This is a genomic window from Ruegeria sp. AB8, assembly GCF_056542605.1.
Window position 1 is genome coordinate 238,740 of sequence record NZ_JBQGAB010000004.1, and the last position, 21,576, is coordinate 260,315.

18 protein-coding genes and 2 tRNA genes are annotated in these 21,576 nt (G+C 56.8%); 8 read left to right on the forward strand and 12 right to left on the reverse strand.

Features of this window, described 5'->3' with window-relative positions; translation table 11 throughout:
- Positions 1-6 precede the first annotated feature (6 nt).
- Together ACR0CG_RS06400 and ACR0CG_RS06405 are read right to left on the reverse strand one after the other, a co-directional pair.
- A complete protein-coding gene (locus tag ACR0CG_RS06400) occupies positions 7-2,019 on the reverse strand; it encodes a dynamin family protein (RefSeq protein ID WP_480523481.1) in 2,013 nt (670 codons plus the stop codon).
- A gap of 3 nt (positions 2,020-2,022) precedes the next feature.
- On the reverse strand, positions 2,023-2,514 hold the full coding sequence (locus tag ACR0CG_RS06405) for a hypothetical protein (protein WP_480523483.1): 492 nt from the start codon (positions 2,512-2,514) through the stop codon (positions 2,023-2,025).
- A 349-nt stretch (positions 2,515-2,863) separates the two neighbouring features.
- Between ACR0CG_RS06405 and ACR0CG_RS06410 the strand changes: the two genes are divergently transcribed.
- The gene (locus ACR0CG_RS06410) at positions 2,864-4,312 is read left to right on the forward strand and encodes a trimethylamine methyltransferase family protein (protein ID WP_480523485.1); all 1,449 of its coding nucleotides are present in this window, start codon (positions 2,864-2,866) and stop codon (positions 4,310-4,312) included.
- A 422-nt stretch (positions 4,313-4,734) separates the two neighbouring features.
- Positions 4,735-4,819, forward strand: a tRNA-Leu gene (locus ACR0CG_RS06415).
- A gap of 72 nt (positions 4,820-4,891) precedes the next feature.
- Here ACR0CG_RS06415 and ACR0CG_RS06420 read toward each other — a convergent pair.
- The 6 genes from ACR0CG_RS06420 to ACR0CG_RS06445 all read right to left on the reverse strand — a co-directional run bounded on the left by ACR0CG_RS06420 (position 4,892) and on the right by ACR0CG_RS06445 (position 8,854).
- A complete protein-coding gene (locus tag ACR0CG_RS06420) occupies positions 4,892-5,410 on the reverse strand; it encodes an N-acetyltransferase family protein (RefSeq protein ID WP_480523487.1) in 519 nt (172 codons plus the stop codon).
- Complete coding sequence (locus tag ACR0CG_RS06425) at positions 5,407-5,961, reverse strand: helix-turn-helix domain-containing protein (RefSeq protein ID WP_480523488.1); 555 nt, start codon at positions 5,959-5,961, stop codon at positions 5,407-5,409. The genes ACR0CG_RS06420 and ACR0CG_RS06425 overlap by 4 nt, the downstream gene beginning before the upstream one ends.
- A 115-nt stretch (positions 5,962-6,076) precedes the next feature.
- Positions 6,077-7,093, reverse strand: a complete 1,017-nt coding sequence (locus ACR0CG_RS06430; RefSeq protein WP_480523490.1) for a Fe(3+) ABC transporter substrate-binding protein — start codon at positions 7,091-7,093, stop codon at positions 6,077-6,079.
- A 193-nt stretch (positions 7,094-7,286) separates the two neighbouring features.
- The gene (locus tag ACR0CG_RS06435; protein ID WP_480523492.1) at positions 7,287-8,447 is read right to left on the reverse strand and encodes a sialidase family protein; all 1,161 of its coding nucleotides are present in this window, start codon (positions 8,445-8,447) and stop codon (positions 7,287-7,289) included.
- Between the two features lie 113 nt (positions 8,448-8,560).
- Positions 8,561-8,686 (reverse strand): type B 50S ribosomal protein L36, encoded by a 126-nt coding sequence (ykgO, locus tag ACR0CG_RS06440; RefSeq protein WP_005648635.1) that lies wholly within the window; start codon positions 8,684-8,686, stop codon positions 8,561-8,563.
- A gap of 93 nt (positions 8,687-8,779) precedes the next feature.
- Positions 8,780-8,854 (reverse strand) — tRNA-Val (locus tag ACR0CG_RS06445).
- Positions 8,855-9,001: 147 nt separating this feature from the next.
- Between ACR0CG_RS06445 and ACR0CG_RS06450 the strand changes: the two genes are divergently transcribed.
- Positions 9,002-9,862, forward strand: a complete 861-nt coding sequence (locus ACR0CG_RS06450) for an N-formylglutamate amidohydrolase (RefSeq protein WP_480523493.1) — start codon at positions 9,002-9,004, stop codon at positions 9,860-9,862.
- A gap of 2 nt (positions 9,863-9,864) precedes the next feature.
- Here the strand turns inward: ACR0CG_RS06450 and ACR0CG_RS06455 are convergent, their stop codons facing one another.
- Both ACR0CG_RS06455 and pyrF read right to left on the reverse strand, forming a co-directional pair.
- On the reverse strand, positions 9,865-11,118 hold the full coding sequence (locus ACR0CG_RS06455; protein WP_480523495.1) for a DNA polymerase IV: 1,254 nt from the start codon (positions 11,116-11,118) through the stop codon (positions 9,865-9,867).
- A 598-nt stretch (positions 11,119-11,716) separates the two neighbouring features.
- A complete protein-coding gene (gene pyrF / locus ACR0CG_RS06460) occupies positions 11,717-12,421 on the reverse strand; it encodes an orotidine-5'-phosphate decarboxylase (protein ID WP_480523497.1) in 705 nt (234 codons plus the stop codon).
- A 149-nt stretch (positions 12,422-12,570) separates the two neighbouring features.
- Here pyrF and ACR0CG_RS06465 point away from each other — a divergent pair, with 149 nt between their 5' ends.
- From ACR0CG_RS06465 to ACR0CG_RS06475, 3 genes are all read left to right on the forward strand, one after another.
- Positions 12,571-12,891: a hypothetical protein gene (locus tag ACR0CG_RS06465; protein WP_480523498.1), complete on the forward strand. Its 321-nt coding sequence runs from the start codon at positions 12,571-12,573 to the stop codon at positions 12,889-12,891.
- A 129-nt stretch (positions 12,892-13,020) separates the two neighbouring features.
- On the forward strand, positions 13,021-15,639 hold the full coding sequence (clpB, locus tag ACR0CG_RS06470; RefSeq protein WP_480523500.1) for an ATP-dependent chaperone ClpB: 2,619 nt from the start codon (positions 13,021-13,023) through the stop codon (positions 15,637-15,639).
- 123 nt (positions 15,640-15,762) lie between these two features.
- Positions 15,763-17,781 (forward strand): acyltransferase family protein, encoded by a 2,019-nt coding sequence (locus ACR0CG_RS06475; RefSeq protein ID WP_480523502.1) that lies wholly within the window; start codon positions 15,763-15,765, stop codon positions 17,779-17,781.
- Between the two features lie 132 nt (positions 17,782-17,913).
- On the opposite strand, the gene ACR0CG_RS06480 is transcribed toward ACR0CG_RS06475, so the two are convergent.
- Entirely contained in the window at positions 17,914-18,507 is a 594-nt protein-coding gene (locus ACR0CG_RS06480; protein ID WP_480523504.1) for an NAD(P)H-dependent oxidoreductase, read from the reverse strand.
- A gap of 190 nt (positions 18,508-18,697) precedes the next feature.
- Positions 18,698-19,513 carry a cyclase family protein gene (locus ACR0CG_RS06485; protein WP_480523506.1) on the reverse strand — a complete coding sequence of 272 codons (816 nt, stop codon included), beginning with the start codon at positions 19,511-19,513 and terminating at the stop codon, positions 18,698-18,700.
- 291 nt (positions 19,514-19,804) lie between these two features.
- Between ACR0CG_RS06485 and msrP the strand changes: the two genes are divergently transcribed.
- Positions 19,805-20,707: a protein-methionine-sulfoxide reductase catalytic subunit MsrP gene (gene msrP, locus ACR0CG_RS06490; RefSeq protein WP_480523507.1), complete on the forward strand. Its 903-nt coding sequence runs from the start codon at positions 19,805-19,807 to the stop codon at positions 20,705-20,707.
- A 4-nt stretch (positions 20,708-20,711) separates the two neighbouring features.
- Entirely contained in the window at positions 20,712-21,326 is a 615-nt protein-coding gene (gene msrQ, locus ACR0CG_RS06495) for a protein-methionine-sulfoxide reductase heme-binding subunit MsrQ (RefSeq protein ID WP_480523509.1), read from the forward strand.
- The last annotated feature ends 250 nt before the right edge of the window (positions 21,327-21,576 follow it).

Below are 21,576 nucleotides of genomic sequence, written 5' to 3' on the forward strand. Positions count from 1 at the left end.
CTCTACTTATGCTGCCTCGTTACTTAGATCTTTAAGGATGCTACCCAGAATTTCGTCCCGCGATTTCTGCAGTTGGATGCCTGCCATCAATGCGGTGTTGCGTCCGGGATCCTGCTCCGCCGTAGCCGAGATGTTCAGCAGGGTCTCTTTCTGTTCACGCATGAAATCGGACAGAGTAGCCCTGACGTTTTCCAGAACGGCTGCGATCTGGTTTTCTTCGATATCCTTGGTGATCGAGTTCGCTTCGGAGGCGATCAGGCGGGTGTAATCCGCCGCATAAGCCTCGAATCCTTTGCGGCGTTTCCACCAGCGGCGCCACCAGGTGCTTTGCAAATCAAGCGCAATGGTTCGCCCGATGCCCAATGGCGGCGGGACGCGCGGTACAATCGGGGCTTCGATCTTGAATTCACCCAAATGGTTGCCCAGCAACCTGTGATACAGGGCTTCCACGTCCGTTGCGGCGGTTGCGTACAGCGCTCCGGCTTCCTTGCGGATGGATCGGGCGAAGCTGAAATAGGCGGCCTTCTGCAGGGTGCGCAGCCCGGCCGGATCATACTGCCAGGTGCCTTGTTCGCCGTTCTGTTCCAGATGGGAAATCAGGGAATCCGTCGCCCGTTTGACAAAATTCGCCTCGGCCGAGGCCAACCGTTCAAGCACCTTGTCGCGCAGCGACGTGGTCAGGTCAGCGACCTTCTTTTCGTATTCGGCGGCTACGGTGGAAATGGCGTCTTCTGGCGATACTCCGTCCAGATCCCGAACCACTCCTTCGCCACCAGACAGAGTCTTGGCGACGGCCGTGGCCCGAATCTGGCTGGCAATGTTTCGGGCCCGGTGGCGCACACGATCCAGCAGACGGGTGCCCGCGCCTTCGGCAATGCGTTCATTCATGGCCAGCAGAAGGTCAGGCAGACCGGACAACGCCCAGATTTTGTCAAGCGAAGGTGCCTGATCGCCAAATCCGGCCGCCAGGTAGAACGTGTTCAGCGCCTGTCGAGATTCTTCTGTCAGGATGTCGGGGTTGCCAGTCAGTGCGGCCTCGGCCCACAAAGCGCTTCCAAATACAACGCTGGTGTTTGTGTCGATGTTGTTCTGTTTCAGCGTGTCCTGAATCCGGTCGCGGATTTCCGGAACCTGATTGACGGGATCGGCCAGCTCGTCGATCCGGTTCACGAACAGGATGATCTGACGGTGTTCGAATTGGGCGATGATCCGCATCAGCGCCATATCCATGGTGGTCAGCGCCTGACTGGCCGCGAGAACCACAATACAGACCTCGGATCCGCGCAAGCTGCGCAAGGTGATCTGTTCGCGCACCATGAAGGTATCGTTCACACCGGGCGTGTCGCAGAGCTTCAGCGAGATCGGATATTGGGGAATATCCATGAACAGTTCCGCTGATTTGGTGACATCGGCGAACCGCCCCGTTTTTGGGTTAATATCCGGGTCGTCTTCGTCCCCCAGACACACATAGCGCTGGATCAGTTCCTCATCGAAATAGTCGTACTGGTGGCTCTGGCCGAGAATCAGGTCGAAGTGCTTTCCCAACCGCGCTTCGGACTTGGACTTCATTTCATTGATCTGACGCCGGATATCATCCATTTCGTCGTCCGCACCAGCCCGGTTGGCCAGTTCGCCCAGCCGACCGCCGCCGACCATCAGATTGTCCCACTCCTCCTGCTCGAAGAAGGTAAACCTGGACTTGGTGCCGCCCTGCGTACGGGTGTTGATGTTCAGGGTGGTGACAACCGAGGTCCATGGGTTCACATCCGACGGCAGCAGGGCTGGACGGCCCGCAAGGATGTTCACGATCGAGGATTTACCGGCCTTCACCTGCCCGACCAGCGTCACTGACGCGGTAAAGTTCTCCATCCGCGTCTTGAGTGTCGCCAGCCGTGCCGAAGAGCGCGCATCGGCCACTTCCGTCAATTGGTCGATCTGAGCCGTCAGGGACGTCATGGCCGACGTCATAGGTGACAGGGCCTCATTACCTACGGACAGAAGATGTTCGTTGCGCGCCATGGATCAGCCTCCGGTTCCAGTTGCGGCGATTTGCAGGGTTTCCGGCATTCGGCCAGAAGGCGCGCGGGTCAGGGTGTCGATCCGGGCAATCAGATCCAGAGCGTTGCCCAGAATTTCGGCTTCAGCGCGCGGAGAAATGTTTTCATATGCCCCGGCATCGGCCAGAACTTCGATCAGACTGAAATGATCACCGTTTTCCAGGCGTGCAACCTGGCGTCCGGTGGGAAACCCTTCAGATTTGAAGGAAGGCAAAGGCATCCGCGCATTGGCCAGCAGATAGTGGTCGCCGGAATGGGTTCGCAACGCAATGCCAAATCCCGTGTCAGGGTAATCGCGGTTCAGTGTTTTGAGTTCACCAAGAAAACTTTGACGTGCAAAAACGACAGCGTCTTGCTCGGCAGCGGCGGAGTTCATCATGTCGGTCACGGTAAAGACCCTTGTGCTGGAGTTGAGTGAAACACTGGTACAGCGCAGCAGATGCGCAAAAAGACTCATTAACTCCTGTGCCCAAGAAGAACCCTCAAGGCGGTGTTATTTTGACGCGAATAAGATATTTTAACGTTTGAATTGTGGCGCGAATGTGGTGAGGCGCGCATAAGAATGCCTCAACCCATGGGAGAGTTCGCTTGATTTCCTTCCCGACAGCAAAAAGGACAGGCCCCCTGTTCAGGGCGGGTGGTGGGCCTGACCTACATTGAGCGAAATAATTTCACGAAATTATGCAACTAATAGAATTGAGCTTGAAAGTGGCGCTTCCTAATATGCCTCCGCATGGGGATCCACATAGGATGTAGACATGCGGCGATCACGATCCGGTCGGGGCTTGGAACTTTCTGCGCACCAAATGACGCCGCCACCTTTCGGTGGACGGTTCAGACCGCTGGACGAGGGCAAGCTTGCCCAAATTACCAACGCCGCGTTTGATATTCTGGAACGGACAGGAGTGTCGGGTGCGTCCCGTGACATCCGTGATCTGGCGCTGGACAACGGCGCGTTGCAGCGGGCGGACGGGCGTATCACCTTTCCCCGCGCTTTGGTTGAAGAGGTGATTTCCAAGGCCTGCAAGCGGGTCGAACTGCCCGGGTTCATCAAGGATCGCGGGATCGAGATAGGCGGTGGAAAGGTCCATATAGGTACTGGCGGCGCGGCCGTACACATCCTTGATTCCGAAACCAATACATATCGCGACAGCACGCTGAAGGACCTTTATGGTCTGATGCGGATCGTCGATTCCTGTGATGCGATTCACTATTCTTTGCGCCCGGTGGTCGCGCGGGATCTGGAAGACCCGTTGACGTTGGATATCAACACCGCCTTTGCAGCAATGAAGGCGACATCAAAGCCCATCGGCACCAGCTTTTTCGAGCCGGCGCACGTCGCCCCAGTGATCGAGATGCTTGATCAGGCGTTGGGGGCAGAAGGGGGTTTCAGGAGGCAACCGTTTTGCTTTGCCTCGGTTTGTCATGTGGTGCCGCCGTTGACGCTGGCCGAAGAAGCATGTGGTGTCATGCGCGAATGCGTGCGTCTTGGGATGCCGCTCCAGATCTGTTCGGCGGCTCAGGCGGGGGCAACCAGCCCGGCCTCTCTTGCCGGAGCGCTGGCGCAAGGTCTGGCAGAATCGATGGCGGGTCTGGTGCTAGTCAACATGATGAGGTCCGGCTTTCCCTGCATCCTTGCCTTTCTGCCATTCATCTCGGATTTGCGCACCGGGGCCATGACCGGCGGATCGGGTGAAGCCGCAATCGCCAATGCCGCCGCCGCGCAGCTGTTGCTGAACCTCGGCTTGCCATCGACTGTTTCCGCCGGGATGACTGACGCCAAGACGGCTGACGCGCAGTCAGGATACGAGAAAGGCTATACCATCGCCCTGGCAGCGCAGGGCGGGGCGGACATGATCAATCTTTCGGTCGGCATGCTGGGCTCGATCATGGCCGCCAGCAAAGAGGCGCTGGTGATCGACAACGACATGTGCGGTGCGATCCTGCGGTCTGTTCGCGGGGTCGAGATGTGTGACAACTCGATTGATCTTGACCTGATCGAAGAGGTCGTCACAGGCGACGGGCACTATCTTGGCACCGCTCAAACACTGAACCTAATGACCCGCGAATATGTCTACCCCTCTCTGGGCGACCGCCAAAGCGTCAATGACTGGCTGGAAAGCGGTGCGCAGACAGTATGGGACCGCGCCATCGCCCGCGTTGCCCAGATCGAGGCACAACCCGCGCCCGACCATCTGCCCGCCAAGGCCGAGGAGGCTTTGCGTGCGCGGTTGCCTATTCGCCTGAAGATTTGAGCACCACACGCGTCAGCGGAAATCGGGATTGCCGGTAGTGGGCGGACTTGCATTGGTTTTTCTGCTTTGGTGCGCAGAGCTCTGATTGATTGGACCCAGCGGACTTTGCGAAGCAGAAATGCTCGCGCAGATGACTTCATGAACGCCTCATCCGATTGCGCACCTATTGTGCCGATCATCTCAGTAGAGATGAATAAACTCAGCAGGGCCTGTTCAATTGCATCGCCATGTCCTTGTTTCTACACGGCATTGAACAGGAGTTAGTTCAACTGACGGTTGCCATGAAAGAATTTGGATCAGTACCTTGAACAGGCGTAATATTGCGAATGGGAATAAACTTTGGCGTCACCTGCAATTCCCTCTCGCACTTGGTTTCAAGCTTTGATATTGACCGCGTCAATCCGGCGCGCAAATGCCGGAATGCGGGTGTGGCGAAATTGGTAGACGCACCAGATTTAGGTTCTGGCGCCGCAAGGCGTGGGGGTTCAAGTCCCTCCACCCGCACCACACGATCTTCTAAACTCACTGATAATAAGCAAAACATTGAACTGTGGGTTCGACAACCCTCATGCGCCGTTCTTACTCCAGCAATTTGAACATGAACGTTGTGGGTTCCAGGCGGTCTTCAAAGGGGTTGCGGCAGTAATTTGGGATTTCCCCGGCACTCCGGAATCCAATGCTTTGGTACAAGATTCTGGAAGGGTCTGTGCTGCGCGTATCCAGAACCAATACGGATCTGCCGCGTTCGATCGCACGCCCCTCAAGCGCTGCCATCAGTTTTCTCCCAAGACCGCGCCTTCTTGCATCGGGGTGAACCAGCAATTTGGCTACATCCGCGCGATGCGGTTGGTTTGGCATCGCTGCAGGGACAAGCTGGACCGTTCCCAAAATGCGGCCCCGGTCCAGAAACACAAACAGATCCAAAAGACCGGCCTGTAAGTCCGGCAGTATCCTGTCCAGCCAATACGCCCGCGCATCCTCGTGGGAAAAAGGGAGAATGAAGCCAATACTGGCCCCTGCATGAACGCAGGCGTGGAGAATCTCGCTGAGATCGGGCAGGGCGGCTTCAAAGCTGTTTTCGTCAAGCCGCTGTATCACAACAACACCAGAATATAACGCGCGCCTTTCAGTGCGCCTGTTTCAAACCGGGTCGGGCCAGACAGGTGATACCGCAGACAATCTCCTCCGGCCAGTTCATGTGTTGTTTCATCCAGCGTCAGGGAAAGGCCGCCGTCCAATACGACTAAATGGTGTTCTTGCCCCGGATTGGGGGGTGCGTCATAGGAAATCACGGTGTTCCGCGGCAAGTGACATTCCAGAACTTCACCGCTAAGCCCGGGTGCGGCCGGTGAAACCGAGCGCCGTGTGAAACCGGTTTCCGGATCGCGCCATTCGGCCTGTCGTTCGAACGGAACTTTGGGGTCGAAACTGTCTTCGACCATCATTAAAAGCCGGGACATGGGCAACCGGTAGGCTGCGCACAAACGCCCGAGGCTTTCCGCCGTCGGGCTGACATCGCCTTTTTCAAGGCGGGACAGGGTCGCCCGGCTAAGTCCGCTGCGGCTGGCCAGCTGGTCCAGGGACCAGCCTTGTCTTCTGCGCAGTTCTCTCAGCTGGCTTGCAAGCCGGTTCGAGATATTATCAAGCATTTTTCAGAACCGAGAATTTTTCCCTTATCTGGGAGTATTGGTAGATTTTTAGCCTTAATCAATAGAAAAAGAGGCGCGTCTGACCGCGCCTCGTTCCCGCTCGAATGGAGCCAGCTTATTTCCAGCCGACCTCATTGAAGATCTTCTGCGCATCCGGAATGTTTTTGGCAACTTCGGACAGGTTGACACTGTCAGCCTTGAAATCACCCAGAGCAGCGACCGGCTCAGCCAGAGCAACACCTTCAACAGCCGGGAATTCGTCATTACCGGACGAGAAGTATTCCTGAGCCTGTTCGCTGGCAAGATATTCAAGAAACTTGATTGCGTTTTCTTTGTTCGGGGCATGTGCCGCAACGCCCGCGCCGGAAAGGTTCATATGTGCGCCTTCGGCGTCCTGAGCGGGGAATTGCACGCCGATCATGTCAATCTGGTCGCTCAGGCCCTTCACGTCCTTACGTAAGGCACGTGCGAAATAGTAGGAATTGGACACCGCGATTTCGCATTCACCCGAAACGATGCCGCGGAGTTGGTCTGTGTCACCACCCTGTGGGTCACGCGCCATGTTGGCAACGACACCTTCGGCCCATTTTTTTGCTTCTTCCGCGCCGTGGTTGGTAATGATCGAGGCCAGCAGGGTTTGGTTGTAGGTATTGCTGGACGAACGAATGCAGACTTGACCTTTGAATTCGGGTTTGGCCAGGTCCAGATAAGAAGCCGGAGGGTTGGCGACGCCTTCCTTGTCAAAGAAGATGATGCGGGCGCGCTGCGAAAATCCATACCATTGATTGTCTTCGTCCTGAAGATTTGCCGGAATGCGGTCTTCCAGTACTTCGCTGTCCACGGTCTGCAGAATGCCTGCGTTCTTGGCGCGCGCAAGGCGTGATGTGTCAACTGTCAGCAGGATATCGGCCGGAGAATTTGCGCCTTCGGCTTCCATCCGAGCGATCAGTTCGTCTGCTTTGCCTTCGATGCGATTGATAGTGATCCCGGTGGCATCTTCAAAATCGGTGTAAAGACGCTCATCCGTGTCGTAGTGGCGCGAAGAATAGAGGTTCAGCTCGCCGTCAGCGGTGGCGGAGGTTGCAATCAGGGCCGTCAGAGCGGCAGCAACGCATGTAGAGGATTTCAGCATCATATTTCCCAACGATTGAAGTTGTAGCGGATCGTTATCCGACTGAATTGGTCAATTATACGATTCTCGGGAGGATGCAAGGAAATCTGACAAATTTACTCGGTCAAAATGGCGCAGCTTGTATCTTCACACTCTTCATGACCATTCGAGCCGCTGGCCGTGATTGGATCAGTGTCTCATCGCCACGAATGATCTATTCGTGGTCCAGAACCTCAACAGAGAGAATGGTCGGCAAATGTCGGGCCACTTCGTTCCAGGTGTCCCCTTCATCACCGGTCGCGAAAACAGACCCGCTGTTTGTCCCAAAATAAACTCCTGCGGGGTCTCGGCTGTCTCCGGCCATAGCCTGACGCAGTACCGTAAAATAGCAGCTTTCCTGCGGCAGCCCGTGCCGTTGATCTTGCCATGTCGCGCCGCCGTCAGTGGATTTCCAAACCGCTGCTGCTGCGTCGGGTGGATAGCGGCCGATGCTGTCGCCGTTCAGGGGTAAAGTCCAGATCGTGCCAGGATCTCGCGGATGAACATGAATCGGAAAACCGAAAGTCGATGGAAGGCCCTCGGTAATATCCTCCCAACTGCGCCCCCCGTCGACCGAGCGCCAGACTCCGTGGTGTTTCTGTTGGTACAGCAAGTCCGTGGTCTTCGGGGCCCGAACCATATTGTGCACGCAATGACCTGTTTCACCATCCTTTGGGGCTGCGGGATGATCGTGGTGATCACAGCTTTCCGCGTTGGACAACCGGTTGCGCCGTTCCCAATTCCTGCCCCCGTCTTCTGACGCAAAGACCCCCGCCGCTGAGATGCCGACCCAGAGTTTTTGGCTGTCATCCGGGTCTGCCAGGATTGTGTGCAATACCAATCCGGCGCCCCCTGGATTCCAGTCCGGCGCTGAAGAATGGTTGGTAAGGCCTTCGACAGTCTCCCACGTCCGCCCGTTGTCATGGCTGGTCAGCAAACGCGCTGGTTTGGCGCCTGCATACAACGTGCCGTGCCCGTAGCTCAGCGACCAGATTTGTGAAAATGCGTCGGTGAAAGGCATAGGTTCGCCGGTCCAGCCGACCATCTTGGCGAAATCAGGGTCATTGCTGGCCCATTCGTCCCTCTGACCGGTGGTAAGCCTTGTCACTTCCCAAGTTTCTCCACCGTCTTCAGACCGCCAGATGCCCGCGCCGTGCCAATCGCTGCCGCCACCGGCCCAAAGCAGGCCCGTTTCTGCGTCGCCGATCACATGGTTTATCGGCCAGCCATCGCAATGCGGGCCTGAAACTTTCCAATTCGACCTGTCATGGTCGCTGGTGATGATGAATGTGCCTTTGGTCGTTCCGACCAGTATGTCGACGCCTTGTCCTCTCATGGAATTCGCGCTCCGATCAAATGAGGCAAGCGTACCATGTTGCGCGGACTAATGCAGACAACAAAAAAACCGCGCTCAACGGCGCGGCTTCTTTTAGCGGTTCAATGCAGTTCTTAGCCCTGACGAGCTTTGAACTTGCGCTGCGTCTTGTTGATCACGTAGACGCGGCCTTTGCGACGCACAACACGGCAGTCACGGTGCCGGTTCTTGAGCGAGCGGAGCGAGTTCTTGACCTTCATGGTCTGTCTCCAATCTGCGGCGCCTTCATCAGAGACGTGGCCAGCGCCTGGGTTAGCGGGTGCCCCGGGTCAGACCCGAAGCAGTGAAAACGATGGTGGGCGGTACAAGGATCGAACTTGTGACCCCTTCGATGTCAACGAAGTGCTCTACCGCTGAGCTAACCGCCCACTTACCTTTGCGAGATGTGCCCCATAACGAAATGGGGCGCGGAACCCCGCGCCGGTAGCGGGGTCTATAAAAGGAGTCGCAAAGGGGTTCAAGGGGTTTGGAAGAACTATTTTCCGGTCTATGTTGAGTGCGAACAAGGAGTCACCATGTCGAACGCAGCCTATATACTGGAATTGCCCGTCAAGCGTACGTCATGCGTGGTGTTTTCCTCTCCACACAGCGGGCGCGTCTACCCTGATTCCCTGCTCAAGAAGACAGTGTTAAGCCCAAGCGTGATTCGATCCTCGGAGGATGCTTTTGTCGATCAGCTGTTTGCCCCGGCATCCGAATTTGGTGCGCCGCTGATATCGGCTGCAATGCCGCGCGCATACCTGGATCTGAATCGCAGTGCCGATGAACTGGATCCGGCCCTGATCGAAGGCGCGCGCAGACATGGTCACAACCCGCGTGTTGCGTCCGGGTTGGGTGTGATTCCGCGCGTCGTTGCCAACGGTCGGGCCATCTATCGCGGGAAACTGACGATGGACGAAGCGCGCCTGCGGATCGACACATGCTGGCGCCCGTATCACGCACGCCTGAAGTCCCTTTTGTCAGAATCGCACGAGGCATTTGGGCAGGCTATTTTGATCGATTGCCATTCGATGCCACATGAAGCCGTCGCCATGGCCAGCAATGCACAGTCCAAACGGCCGGAAATTGTTCTGGGCGACCGGTTTGGGGCATCAGCGACTGGTGAGGTCGTCGATCGAATCGAAGCTGCCTTTGAATCTGCCGGGTTGAATGTAGCGCGCAATGCCCCGTTTGCCGGTGCTTACGTGACCCAGACCTATGGTCGCCCCGTGCGTCATCAACATGCGGTTCAGATTGAAATCGACCGGTCGCTTTATATGAACGAAGACACCATTGAGCCCAGCGAAAATTTCGATGAATTCCGAACCATACTGCGCGATGTGATCTCAGAGATTGCCTGCATCGGCGCCGAGCCGGCCCGTCTGGCTGCCGAATAGCCCTAGCGCAACGCGCGCCCTTTCACGATCGCCTCAGATCCAAAACGTCGTCGGATTTCATCTGTGGCCCGCTCTGCCTGTGACCGCTTTGCCGCACCGGGGTCCAGCAGGTCGCCCGAAATATCGGCCTGGTGCTCGGGGCACAGATCCGACAATCCGCAACCAAGCAGGCGGTATGGTCCCCGATCTCCGACCTGATCAAAAAGCCCACGCGCCGTTCGATAGATGCGGTCGGCGATCTGAGTCGCGTCGCGCAGGGAAACGCGCCGTGTGATGATCTTGTGATTGGCCTTCTTGAGTTTCAGTGTAATGACCCGTCCCGCCAACCCCTTGGCCTTGGCCCTGTCGGCCACTTTCTCGGACATACGCCACAAATGCCCGTCCAGAATGTCGATACTGGCCGTATCCTCGAAGAAAGTCGTTTCATTGCTGATTGATTTCATCGGCTCATTGCCGGAAACGCGGCGCTTGTCCTGCCCGCGCGCCAGGTGCCACAGCCGATAACCCATCGACCCGAACCGTGCGGTCAGAGCCTCCTGATCCCAACGCAACAAATCGGCAAAACTGCGAATCCCAGCCCGGTCCAGAGAGTCCTGGGCCGCAGGGCCAATGCCCCAGATCAGCCGCACGGGCTTGTTGTGCAGGAATTCCGCTGTCTCAGCCTTGCCGATCACTGAAAATCCGCGTGGTTTATCAAGGTCGGATGCAACCTTGGCCAGAAACTTGTTGTGACTCAGTCCGATTGACCCGGTCAGGCCCAGCTCATCTTTCATCCTCTTGACCAGTCGCGCCAGCATCACCGCTGGTGGGGCGCCGTGCAGGCGATAGGTTCCCGACAGGTCCATAAAGGCTTCATCCAGCGACAATGGCTCCACAACCGGGGTCAGTTCATCCATCATCGACCGGATCTGACGTGACACGTCCGCATAAACCGACATGCGCGGTTTGATGACCACAGCGTCGGGGCACAGCTGCAATGCCTTGAACATCGGCATGGCCGATCGCACGCCCCGAATGCGCGCCACATAGCAGGCGGTGGACACGACCCCGCGTTTGCCGCCGCCAATGATAACCGGCTTATCTGCGAGTTCGGGGTTGTCCCTTTTTTCGACCGAGGCATAGAAGGCATCGCAGTCCATGTGCGCGATGTTCAGCTCAAATAGCTCCGGGTGCGATTTGACGCGCGGGCTGCCGCAGGACGGGCACCTGCTTCCGGCTTCCATTTGTGTAAGGCAATCCTGACAGAGAGCAGGCATTTCAGTCACTTCCTAGCCCGGCGCGGGCTTGGTTCGCCCGAGCAATCTGCTAAATTCTAACGTGGTTCAGAACAAAGCAAAAGCGGCACATGGATTTCGACACGGCAAAAGACGGTGCTGTTTTCGGAACCAGAATCGGTGGTGATTCAGCGAAATGACTTACGGAGTATTCCTTAACCGGGCTGCAGAGATCTTCGCAGCGTCGGCGCGAAGGCCATGATGTTTTTGCGGATTGCGCCATAGGCGGGATTTTTGAAGTGCTTGCGCATCCGGTAAGCGCCGCTGACTGCGGGACCTCTTGGTCGGAATTTGCGCGGTGATGGGAGGCCTGGATTTTACCAAAGAAGCCCCCCCGCACTTGCGCGGGGGGAGGTAACGGACCTCAGGAAGAAATGGCCCGTTGGGGAGTATACCCCTACAGAATCGCGCAAAACTCACAATTACGACAGGGTTGAGAACTTGCCTTTTGAACTTGTGTTTTTCATGTGTGTTTTCAGGCACAGGGACGATTTGGCGCGGCTGACGCCAAAATTGACCTAAGGTCAAGGCGTTGCGAGCCGATTTGGGTGTGTCGGCTACGTCAATCGGCCATGTCTGTTTAGTTCGTGGTCAAAGAATTTAGCTCTGCCAAAACGGCCTCGGTTGCTGCTTTTGGGTCGTCAGCTTGATAAATCGGACGGCCAACCACGATATGATCTGCCCCGTCGCCGATGGCGCTGGCAGGTGTGGCCACGCGTTTCTGGTCGCCCAAAGCGGCCCCTGCAGGGCGGACACCGGGTGTAACGATCAGCCGACCTTCGGCCTGGGGCAGGGCGCGGATCAGGGCAGCTTCCTGCGGGCTTGCAATGACCCCGTCGGCCCCGGCTTCCAGCGCACGTGCGGCACGTTCAACGACCATTTCCTGCACTGATCCGTCTTTCAGCAAGCTGGCATCCAGATCGTCGCGGTTCAGCGAAGTCAGGATCGTCACCGCCAAAATCCTGAGGTCTTTGCCTGCCGCCCCTTCTTTGGCCGCGCGAACCACGTGCGGATCGCCATGCACGGTCAGGAAATCCAGATCGAATTGCGCCAACCCGCGTACTGCGTTTTCCACTGTGTTGCCGATGTCGAACAGCTTCATGTCCAGAAAGATGCGTTTGCCGTGGTCCTGCTTCAGCTCATTGGCCAGGGCCAATCCGCCACCGGTCAGCATTCCCAACCCGATCTTGTAGAACGAAACGCTGTCGCCCAGCCGCTCGGCCATGGCCAACCCTTGCAGGGCATTCGGAACATCAAGGGCAACGATCAGGCGGTCATCGGACATGGGCAGGCTCCTTTTTGGCAAACGTGTGCGTCCTAACGGGTTCAGTATGCTCTGTCCATGCATGATAACCGGGTGATGCAGATCACTTAGCGGATTCAACTCTGTGCTATGATCCTGCCGGTTTGTGATGAAGAATAGGGAACTGCGATATGAAGAAACTGATTTTGCTTGGGGCGACCTTGGCGCTTTTCGCGTGTGATGAGGCGCCGCGCGTCAACACACCTGACACAGGCGCTGCCCCGGTCCCGACCAATGATGATCTGCTGCTGGTGCGTGGATATCGATCAGAGGACGACTGGTGCCAGCTCACAGGCGAGACCGCATTTACCGTCGAATTTCTGGATCATACCGCCGATCTGGTCTCGTGCCCGACGGGCAGCGATGCGGCGCAATCGCTTGTGGACATGTACGAAGCCAGGCAAATGGCTGAGACCGGCGGCTACACGGTCTACTCAATACCGCGGGGATAAGGCCGAATATTGAAACCTGGCCCCTTGAAGCCGTGAAGACATTTCCCAAATTGAATGTGAGGCCCAGACCGAAGCGTGCCGCCAAGCGGGCGCATCATATTCAGGGCGCTTGAGAAAAAGGAGAATAAAATGGACTTGAACAAGTTCACCGAGCGGGCACGGGGATTCGTGCAGGCCGCGCAGACCATTGCGTTGCGCGAGGGGCACCAGAGGCTGGAGCCCACACATATACTCAAAGCATTGATGGATGACGATCAGGGGCTGGCCAGCAACCTGATCACACGCGCGGGCGGTGCGCCCAACCGCGTGGTCGAGGCGCTGGACGCCGCAATGGGCAAAATCCCGAAGGTCAGCGGTGACGCCAGCCAGATTTACATGGACGGCCAGACCGCCAAGGTTCTGGACGAGGCCGAGAAGATCGCCACCAAGGCGGGCGACAGCTTTGTGCCGGTCGAGCGCGTTTTGATGGCGCTGTGCATGGTGAAATCCAAGGCCAAAGAGGCGTTGGAGGCCGGGGCTGTTTCCGCCCAGAAACTGAACGAAGCGATCAACGACATTCGCAAGGGGCGCACCGCTGACAGCGCGAGCGCCGAAGAGGGTTATGACGCGCTCAAGAAATACGCGCGTGACCTGACCGAGGCGGCGGCTGAAGGCAAGATCGATCCTATTATTGGACGGGACGAGGAAATCCGCCGCTCGATGCAGGTTCTGTCGCGCCGCACCAAGAACAACCCGGTTCTGATCGGGGAACCCGGCGTCGGTAAGACCGCGATAGCCGAGGGTATGGCCTTGCGCATCATCAACGGTGACGTGCCGGAATCGCTGAAGGACAAGAAGCTGCTGGCGCTCGATATGGGTGCGCTGATCGCCGGTGCGAAATACCGCGGTGAGTTCGAAGAACGCCTCAAGGCCGTTTTGACCGAGGTGACCGAGGCCGCTGGTGAGATCATCCTGTTCATCGATGAGATGCACACGCTGGTCGGTGCGGGTAAATCCGAAGGCGCGATGGATGCCGCCAACCTGATCAAGCCCGCGCTTGCCCGGGGTGAGCTGCACTGTATCGGCGCGACCACGCTGGATGAGTATCGCAAATACGTAGAAAAAGACGCCGCCCTTGCGCGCCGGTTTCAGCCTGTGATGGTGCAGGAGCCGTCGGTCGAGGACACGATCAGCATTCTGCGCGGCATCAAGGAGAAATACGAGCTGCACCACGGTGTGCGCATCTCGGACTCAGCGCTGGTCTCGGCGGCGACTTTGTCGCATCGCTATATCACCGACCGCTTCCTGCCCGATAAGGCCATCGACCTTGTCGATGAGGCGGCGTCCCGCTTGAGGATGGAGGTGGATTCCAAGCCCGAGGAGCTCGATCAGCTGGATCGCCAGATTCTGCAGATGCAGATCGAGGAAGAGGCGCTGAAGCTTGAGGATGACGCGGCCTCCAAGGATCGTCTGGAAACCTTGCAAAAGGACCTGGCCGACCTGCAGGAGAAGTCCGCCGAGATGACCGCCCAATGGCAGGCTGAACGCGACAAGCTGGCAGGCGCGCGGGATCTCAAGGAACAGCTCGACAAGGCGCGGGCCGATCTTGAGATCGCCAAGCGTGAAGGCAACCTCGCCAAAGCGGGTGAGCTGTCTTACGGCGTCATCCCCGAGCTTGAAAAGAAGCTGACCGAGGCCGAGAACGCCGAAAGCAGCGAGATGATGGCCGAGGAAACGGTGCGACCGGAACAGATCGCCTCGGTGGTCGAGCGCTGGACCGGTATCCCGACCTCGAAAATGCTGGAGGGCGAGCGTGAGAAGCTGCTGCGGATGGAAGATGATCTGCATTCCCGCGTGATCGGTCAGGATGCGGCGGTCACTGCCGTGGCCAACGCCGTTCGCCGGGCCCGTGCCGGTCTGAATGACGAAGGCCGCCCACTGGGCTCGTTCCTGTTCCTCGGCCCGACGGGTGTGGGTAAGACCGAACTGACCAAGGCCGTGGCGAACTTCCTGTTTGACGATGACAACGCGATGGTGCGCATCGACATGTCCGAGTTCATGGAGAAACACGCAGTCGCCCGTCTGATCGGTGCCCCTCCGGGCTATGTCGGCTATGACGAAGGTGGTGTGCTGACCGAAGCCGTGCGGCGCAGGCCTTATCAGGTCGTGCTGTTCGATGAAGTCGAAAAAGCGCACCCGGATGTCTTCAACGTGCTGTTGCAGGTTCTGGACGATGGCGTCCTGACCGATGGTCAGGGCCGCACGGTGGACTTCAAGCAGACGCTGATTATCCTGACGTCGAACCTTGGGTCGCAGGCGCTGAGCCAGTTGCCCGAGGGCGCGGACAGCGCGCAGGCGCGGCGTGACGTGATGGATGCGGTGCGGGCGCATTTCCGACCCGAGTTCCTGAACCGTCTGGATGAGACCATCATCTTCGACCGCCTCAAGCGGGCCGATATGGATGGCATCGTCGATATCCAGATGGCGCGTCTGCAGAAACGTTTGGCTGCGCGCAAGATCGAGCTGGCTTTGGACGATGGCGCGAAGGAATGGCTGGCGAACGAAGGCTATGACCCGGTCTTCGGTGCCCGTCCGCTCAAGCGCGTGATTCAGCGCGCCTTGCAAAACCCGCTGGCCGAGGCGTTGTTGGCCGGTGAGATCAAGGATGGCGGGACTGTACCGGTCACCGCCGGACCTGATGGGCTGATCATCGGCGATCGGCTGGGTACGTCAGAACGTCCAAGGCCCGATGATGCCGTGGTGCACTGATCTGACATTTGAACTGATAAATAGCCGCCATATTGGCGGCTATTTGTCTTTTTGACTAAAAGTCTGGTAAGGCGCATATCGCTCACCCACGGCAGTCACGCAGGACGACCCCGGAAAACCGCAATGCAACAAACAGACTTCCATGGCCCCAGCGCGGAGCCATACAAGTTTCGCGGAGATATCGAAGGCCTTCGTGGCATTGCTGTTCTGGCTGTATTGATTGATCATCTCGGCCTCGATCTTCTTCCTTACGGATTTCTGGGCGTTGATGTCTTCTTCGTGATTTCAGGGTTTGTCATCGCCCGATCCGTCATCGATTGGGATTGGACGAAGTTCTGGCCCAATGCTTCTCATTTCTTTGCGCGCCGCTTCAAGCGGCTGGCGCCTGCCTTGTTTGTGTGTCTTCTGCTGTCCTCACTAGTGGGTTCGTTCTTTATTCAGGACATGGAGGACAACACGAAAACCGCATTTTGGGCGTCTGTCGGGCTTTCAAATTTTTTCTTTTATAGTCAGCAATTTGACTATTTTGGCAGGTTGCTGGATCTCAACCTGTTCACGCATACCTGGTCCCTTGGTGTTGAAGAACAATTCTATATTCTTTTTCCACTTGCTGCGTGGCTGTCGCTGTCAGCAGCTTTGCCGCGCAGGGTAAACCTGATTTCAATCACGGTATTGGCGGTGTTTTGCTTGGCGTCGCTTGGAGCGTACTTGCTGTTTGCCAAGGCGGATCCGGTGGGCACGTTTTACATGATCTACTTCCGGGCCTGGGAGCTGGGGCTGGGTGTGGCCATTGCCGTGCTGATCAGACTTTGGCGACCGCAGCGTTTTAACTCTCTGATCGTTCCGGTTTGTCTGGGGCTGTTGCTGATCTTGTTTGCCTTACAGGTCGACTTGAATCGCAACTTTGCAACGGTCATTGCCGTTGTCTTGTCGGCGACCTTGTTGCTGTTCCCCGTCCGGACCGGAACCTTCTCGAAGGCGCTTTCGAATACGCCGCTTCGCTGGGTCGGTAAGATCTCATACTCGCTGTACCTGTGGCATTGGCCAGTTGCCGTTCTGGCCAAATGGAAGATCGGGCTAACCGCGATCACCGCACCGTTTTTTGTTCTCGTGATGTTTGGGGCCGCTACGCTGTCCTACCGGTTTATCGAGAATCCTCTGCGCCATGCCAAGTGGACCGCAGCCAGAATGCCGGGTTACCTGGTTGGGTCCTCCGCGCTGGTCACAACGTTGATTGCCCTTTGGGTATTGTCAGAAGATGTAAGCCGGAACCTATACTCCGGCGTGTCTCCGGCGCTTGCTCAACAAGGTCCGGCGACCCTCGAGGCGCCGTTGAAGGCAAATGATGGTTCTGTCTGGCAGGGAAGGCCTTGTATTATCAGAGACGCAACCGAGGTCGGGAGGTCCATTCCAATTGAAGGCTGCGTCTTCGGTTCATGGGAAACGGCTGAAAAACGCATACTGGTGGTCGGAAACTCGTTCTCCGTCGCCTTTGGCGGTGCATTTCGAGAGATTTCGGAAACCGAAGACTGGGCGGTTTTGCTAACCTCCAGCTGGGGCGCACAGCCAGTGCCTGAGCTTGGTTACAATGGACCATGGAAAGAAGCCAATCAACACTATTGGGAAGACGCAGTGCCTGAATTGGTGCGTGAACTTCGTGCCGGGGATGTGGTTCTGATGCTTAGCGATCTTGGCGGGCTTTCGTACGGCTCAGGCGGGAAGGATGACGTGGTTCTGCAGCGTTACTTGGAAGGTATTCAGCGGTTTGCCGGTGAATTGAGTGAAAAAGATATTTCGCTCGCAGTTGTTGGTCCATTGCCTCTTGTCCGCGAAGCCCGATGCACGCCCGAGGTGGCAGTTGCCCAGTGGTTTGCGCCCAATGGCGGTCCATGCCACTACCTGACGCGCGAGCAAACTCTCAATCGGGTTGGCGGGGTCCGCACCGAACTGTCAACGCTTGAGGAAAACGAAACTGCGATCTTTGTGGATCTGTTCGACTTCTATTGTCCGGGGCTGGTTTGTAACTATTTTGGCGAGGATGGGATCGTACTCTACCGCGATGAACATTCCCATTCGTCTCTGGAAGCCGCAACCAGTTCTGCCAGCTTGATGGTGAAGCAGTTAAAAGAGAATATGCACTGACGTTTTGGTAAGTGTTTGGCAGTCCATCCAAACAATCTCGTCTGTGAAATTATTTGGGTTTGGGCAGTGATCAAACTGCTCGGCCCGTCGCAATTGAGTTCGAAAAAGCCATACCACGAGACGAAATGTATCCTAGTGGTTCTCAGGCACGGGCAAGGTCTGGCCGATAGTGTAGCACTTTTCCAGCAGAGCTTTTCGCCGGGATTCCGACCCGGTCGATCCGTGAAGAATAACAAGGTTGCGTGGTGAAAACCCAAAATACCCAAAGGTACCCTGCATCCAGCTTGTTTCCAGCGCCTGAAGATATCCGGCGCGTTCCATTTCGTCGGATCGGGCCCCTGCTGGTACCAACAGTACTCCGGTGCGAGACCTCTGGAGCGATTTCTCGGGATCATTCAACTGGTCATACGCCCACCCCCAGGTCCATACGCGATCAACCCAGCCTTTCATCATGGACGGCATTCCCCACCAAAACAGGGGAAAAGCCAGACAGATTGCGTCGGCGCGCGCAATTCGCGACTGCTCGGCAACAACGTCTGACAGCGCGTCGGAGGCCAGATTTCCTTCTACATCGGCCATGGACCAGCGCGGATCAAAACCTTCTGCATGCAGGTCGCCAAGCTCGGTGGTGTGACCGGCCGCTGTCGCACCTTCCATAAAGCTCCGCGCCGCAGCGACGGTGAATGAGTTGGGGTCTGGATGATCAAGAATTGTCAGGACATGCACATGCGAATCCTTCTATTGCTATCCGGTCTTCGAATGGACCCTGATTGCTCAAGGTAGGTTTAGGTCAAGACAAAACATGTTTGGTTCAGGCGGCTTCAATCGATTGGCTGCTTAGGTCTCGCTGAAGCAATTGCCCAAGCAGCAAGGGCTCACCATCGCGGCGAGCCCTTTATTGATCGTCCCGGTGTCGTCAGATCAGTGCAAAAATTCGTGCGGGTCCTCCTGTCCCGCCTGCATGTTTTGGCGCGCCTATGACGAGGGTCGCACCCGAAGCAGGTACCAGATCAAGCCCGGCAAGGCATTCAATTCCGAAACGTCCGGAAGGAAGCCAGGCGTAATGAGTTGCAAAGTCCGCCGAGATCCCGTGGTCCAACGACAAAGTGTCTACCGCAATCGAGCGTGCGCCTGTCTCCTCCATCAGCATCTGCGCGGCTTCAACGTGAAAGCCTGGGTAGTGCTGGGCCTCGCCGTCAAAATTGCGGAACTCATCGGTGGCTGTCTTGCCTGCCCAACCTGAATGCATTGCCACGCAGGCTCCGTCAGGAAAGTCGCCGTTGGCTGCAATCCACGCTTTCAGATCGTCCGGCGTAAGCAGTGTGTCCGCATCTTCGGCGGCCCGTGCTGCGATGTCGACCACGCAAAGCGGGGCAACAAGATCCGTCACCGGTATTTCATCAACAGACAGGCCATCCGCGGAAAAATGCAGCGGGGCGTCGATATGCGTGCCGGTATGCTCGTTGATTGTAAGATTGAACAGGTTAAACCCGTGTTCCCCAAAATTGAAAACCTGATCACCGGCAAAACCGGGGTCACCTCCCCAGGTTGGGAAATCAGCACTTAGTGTATGGGTCATATCTTCGACCTTGCCATGCACTAGGGCCAGAGCGGCAGGCGCGGTCGCGCCCGTTGCGGCAATCGCCGCGCCAGAGGCTGCCGCGGCCTTGAAGAATCCCCGTCTTGACAGCATGCGGTCCTTGACCGCGTTAACTACGCAGATGTCACACATTAGTCCTCTCCCTTTCAGGCTGCCATTTCCATAGGCGACAATTTCGCGTCTGACAGCATGATACAGACTGCGCGCTCGGCATTTGCTTTGTAAAGAGAAGGCTTTTCAACGGGCCGATCAAATTGCGCCCAGATGAAAGCGTTGTGGATCTTTGACGCCCATCCCCCTGTAACACGGGTAACAGCTGCGTCAGCTTGCGAGAATGTCATCAGATTGGAGCGTATATAGCGGTGACAATGTGGTATGAGCGGGCGATCCCGAGCCCGGGAAATACGGAATATGGAGACCCAAATGGCGTATCGCTGGAGAAACACACTGACACATGAAGACGTCACCCCGAAGTCGGCGTTTCTTAACCGGCGGCAGGTCATGGCCGGTCTGGCCGGTGTCGGATTGACAGCGATGGCAAAGCCGGCAGATGCACAGAATACGCTTGAGCCGAACACTTGGGAAGAGATCACATCATACAACAACTACTATGAGTTCGGCACGGGCAAGGATGACCCGGCAAAATATGCCGCTTCGCTGAAAACCGAACCCTGGAGCGTGAAGATAGATGGTCTGGTTGATCGCCCCGGCGAATACGACTTTAAGGGCATCATGTCAGAAATGACGGTAGAGGAGCGTATCTACCGTTTCCGTTGCGTCGAGGCGTGGTCAATGGTTATCCCCTGGAACGGGTTTGAGCTGGCTGATCTGCTGGCCATGGCAGGGGTTCAGGAGGGCGCCAAATACGTGGCATTCGAAACCGCCTATCGCCCCGACGAAATGCCGGGGGTGCAATACCCGATCCTGGAATGGCCTTATCGCGAAGGGTTGCGTCTGGATGAAGCCATGCATCCGTTGACGATCATGGCGACGGGCATCTATGGCAAGCCGATCCCGAACCAGAATGGCGCACCCTTGCGTCTGGTGGTTCCGTGGAAATACGGCTTCAAATCCATCAAGTCGATTGTCCGGATAATGTTGACAGACACGCAGCCACCAACCAGCTGGAACATGTCGAACCCGCGTGAGTATGGATTCTACAGTAATGTTAATCCCAATGTGGATCACCCGCGCTGGTCGCAGGCCGCTGAGCGTCGCATCGGAGGCGGGCTGTTTGCCAAACGCGAGCCCACGCTGATGTTCAATGGTTATGAAACAGAGGTTGCCGGTCTTTACGAAGGCATGGATCTGGCGAAAAACTACTGAGACCATGCAGTTTTTGAATCATCACCTGCGACGAATCCCGGTCTGGCTGATCTATCTGGTCGGTTTCCTGCCGGCACCCTGGTTTTTTTATCAGGGCTTGACCGGAGGTCTGGGCGTGGAGCCCATTGAAGCCCTGGAGCATGAATACGGCGAAATGGCTCTTCAGTTGTTGATTTTCGGACTGGCAATCACACCGCTGCGCAAGCATCTGGGCCTGAACCTGATGAAGTTCCGCAGGGCAATCGGTGTTCTGACATTCGGATATGTCAGTTTTCACTTGCTGGTCTGGCTTGTTCTGGACGTACAGGTGCCGGGTCAAATCTGGGCGGATATACTCAAGCGCCCCTATGTTACAGTCGGGATGGCCGGTTTCTTGTTATTGCTGCCGCTCGCGCTAACCTCGAATAACTGGTCAGTCCGGCATTTGGGTCCGGTTTGGCGCAAGCTGCACCGTCTGGCCTATCCGGCGGCAATCCTGGGTGGGCTACACTACGTGATGTTGGCAAAGGGATTTCAGATCGAGCCGCTGGTTTATCTGGGCCTGATCGTTGGTCTTCTGGCTTTGCGCCTTCCGATGACCGAAGCCTTGATGCGGTTCAGGACGGCAGACTCTGCCTGACCAAGGGCGAGTCTGTGGGCAAGCTTGTGGATAAATGTCTTGCTGTCTGGATTTAGTGCGTTTCCATGCCGTCGTCTGTAGTTTTTCGAGCGTAGCATCGACTTAATAATATGTTTTTAAATGAGAAAACTTGTTGCTCAAACTTTTTTCGATTTCTTCTGTTTTTTCGCTTGCGGCTGATAAGTGTTATGCTTAGAACCCCCTTCACCGGCGCTGCTGAGGCGGTGCTGACGGGTCGGGGAGACGGCCT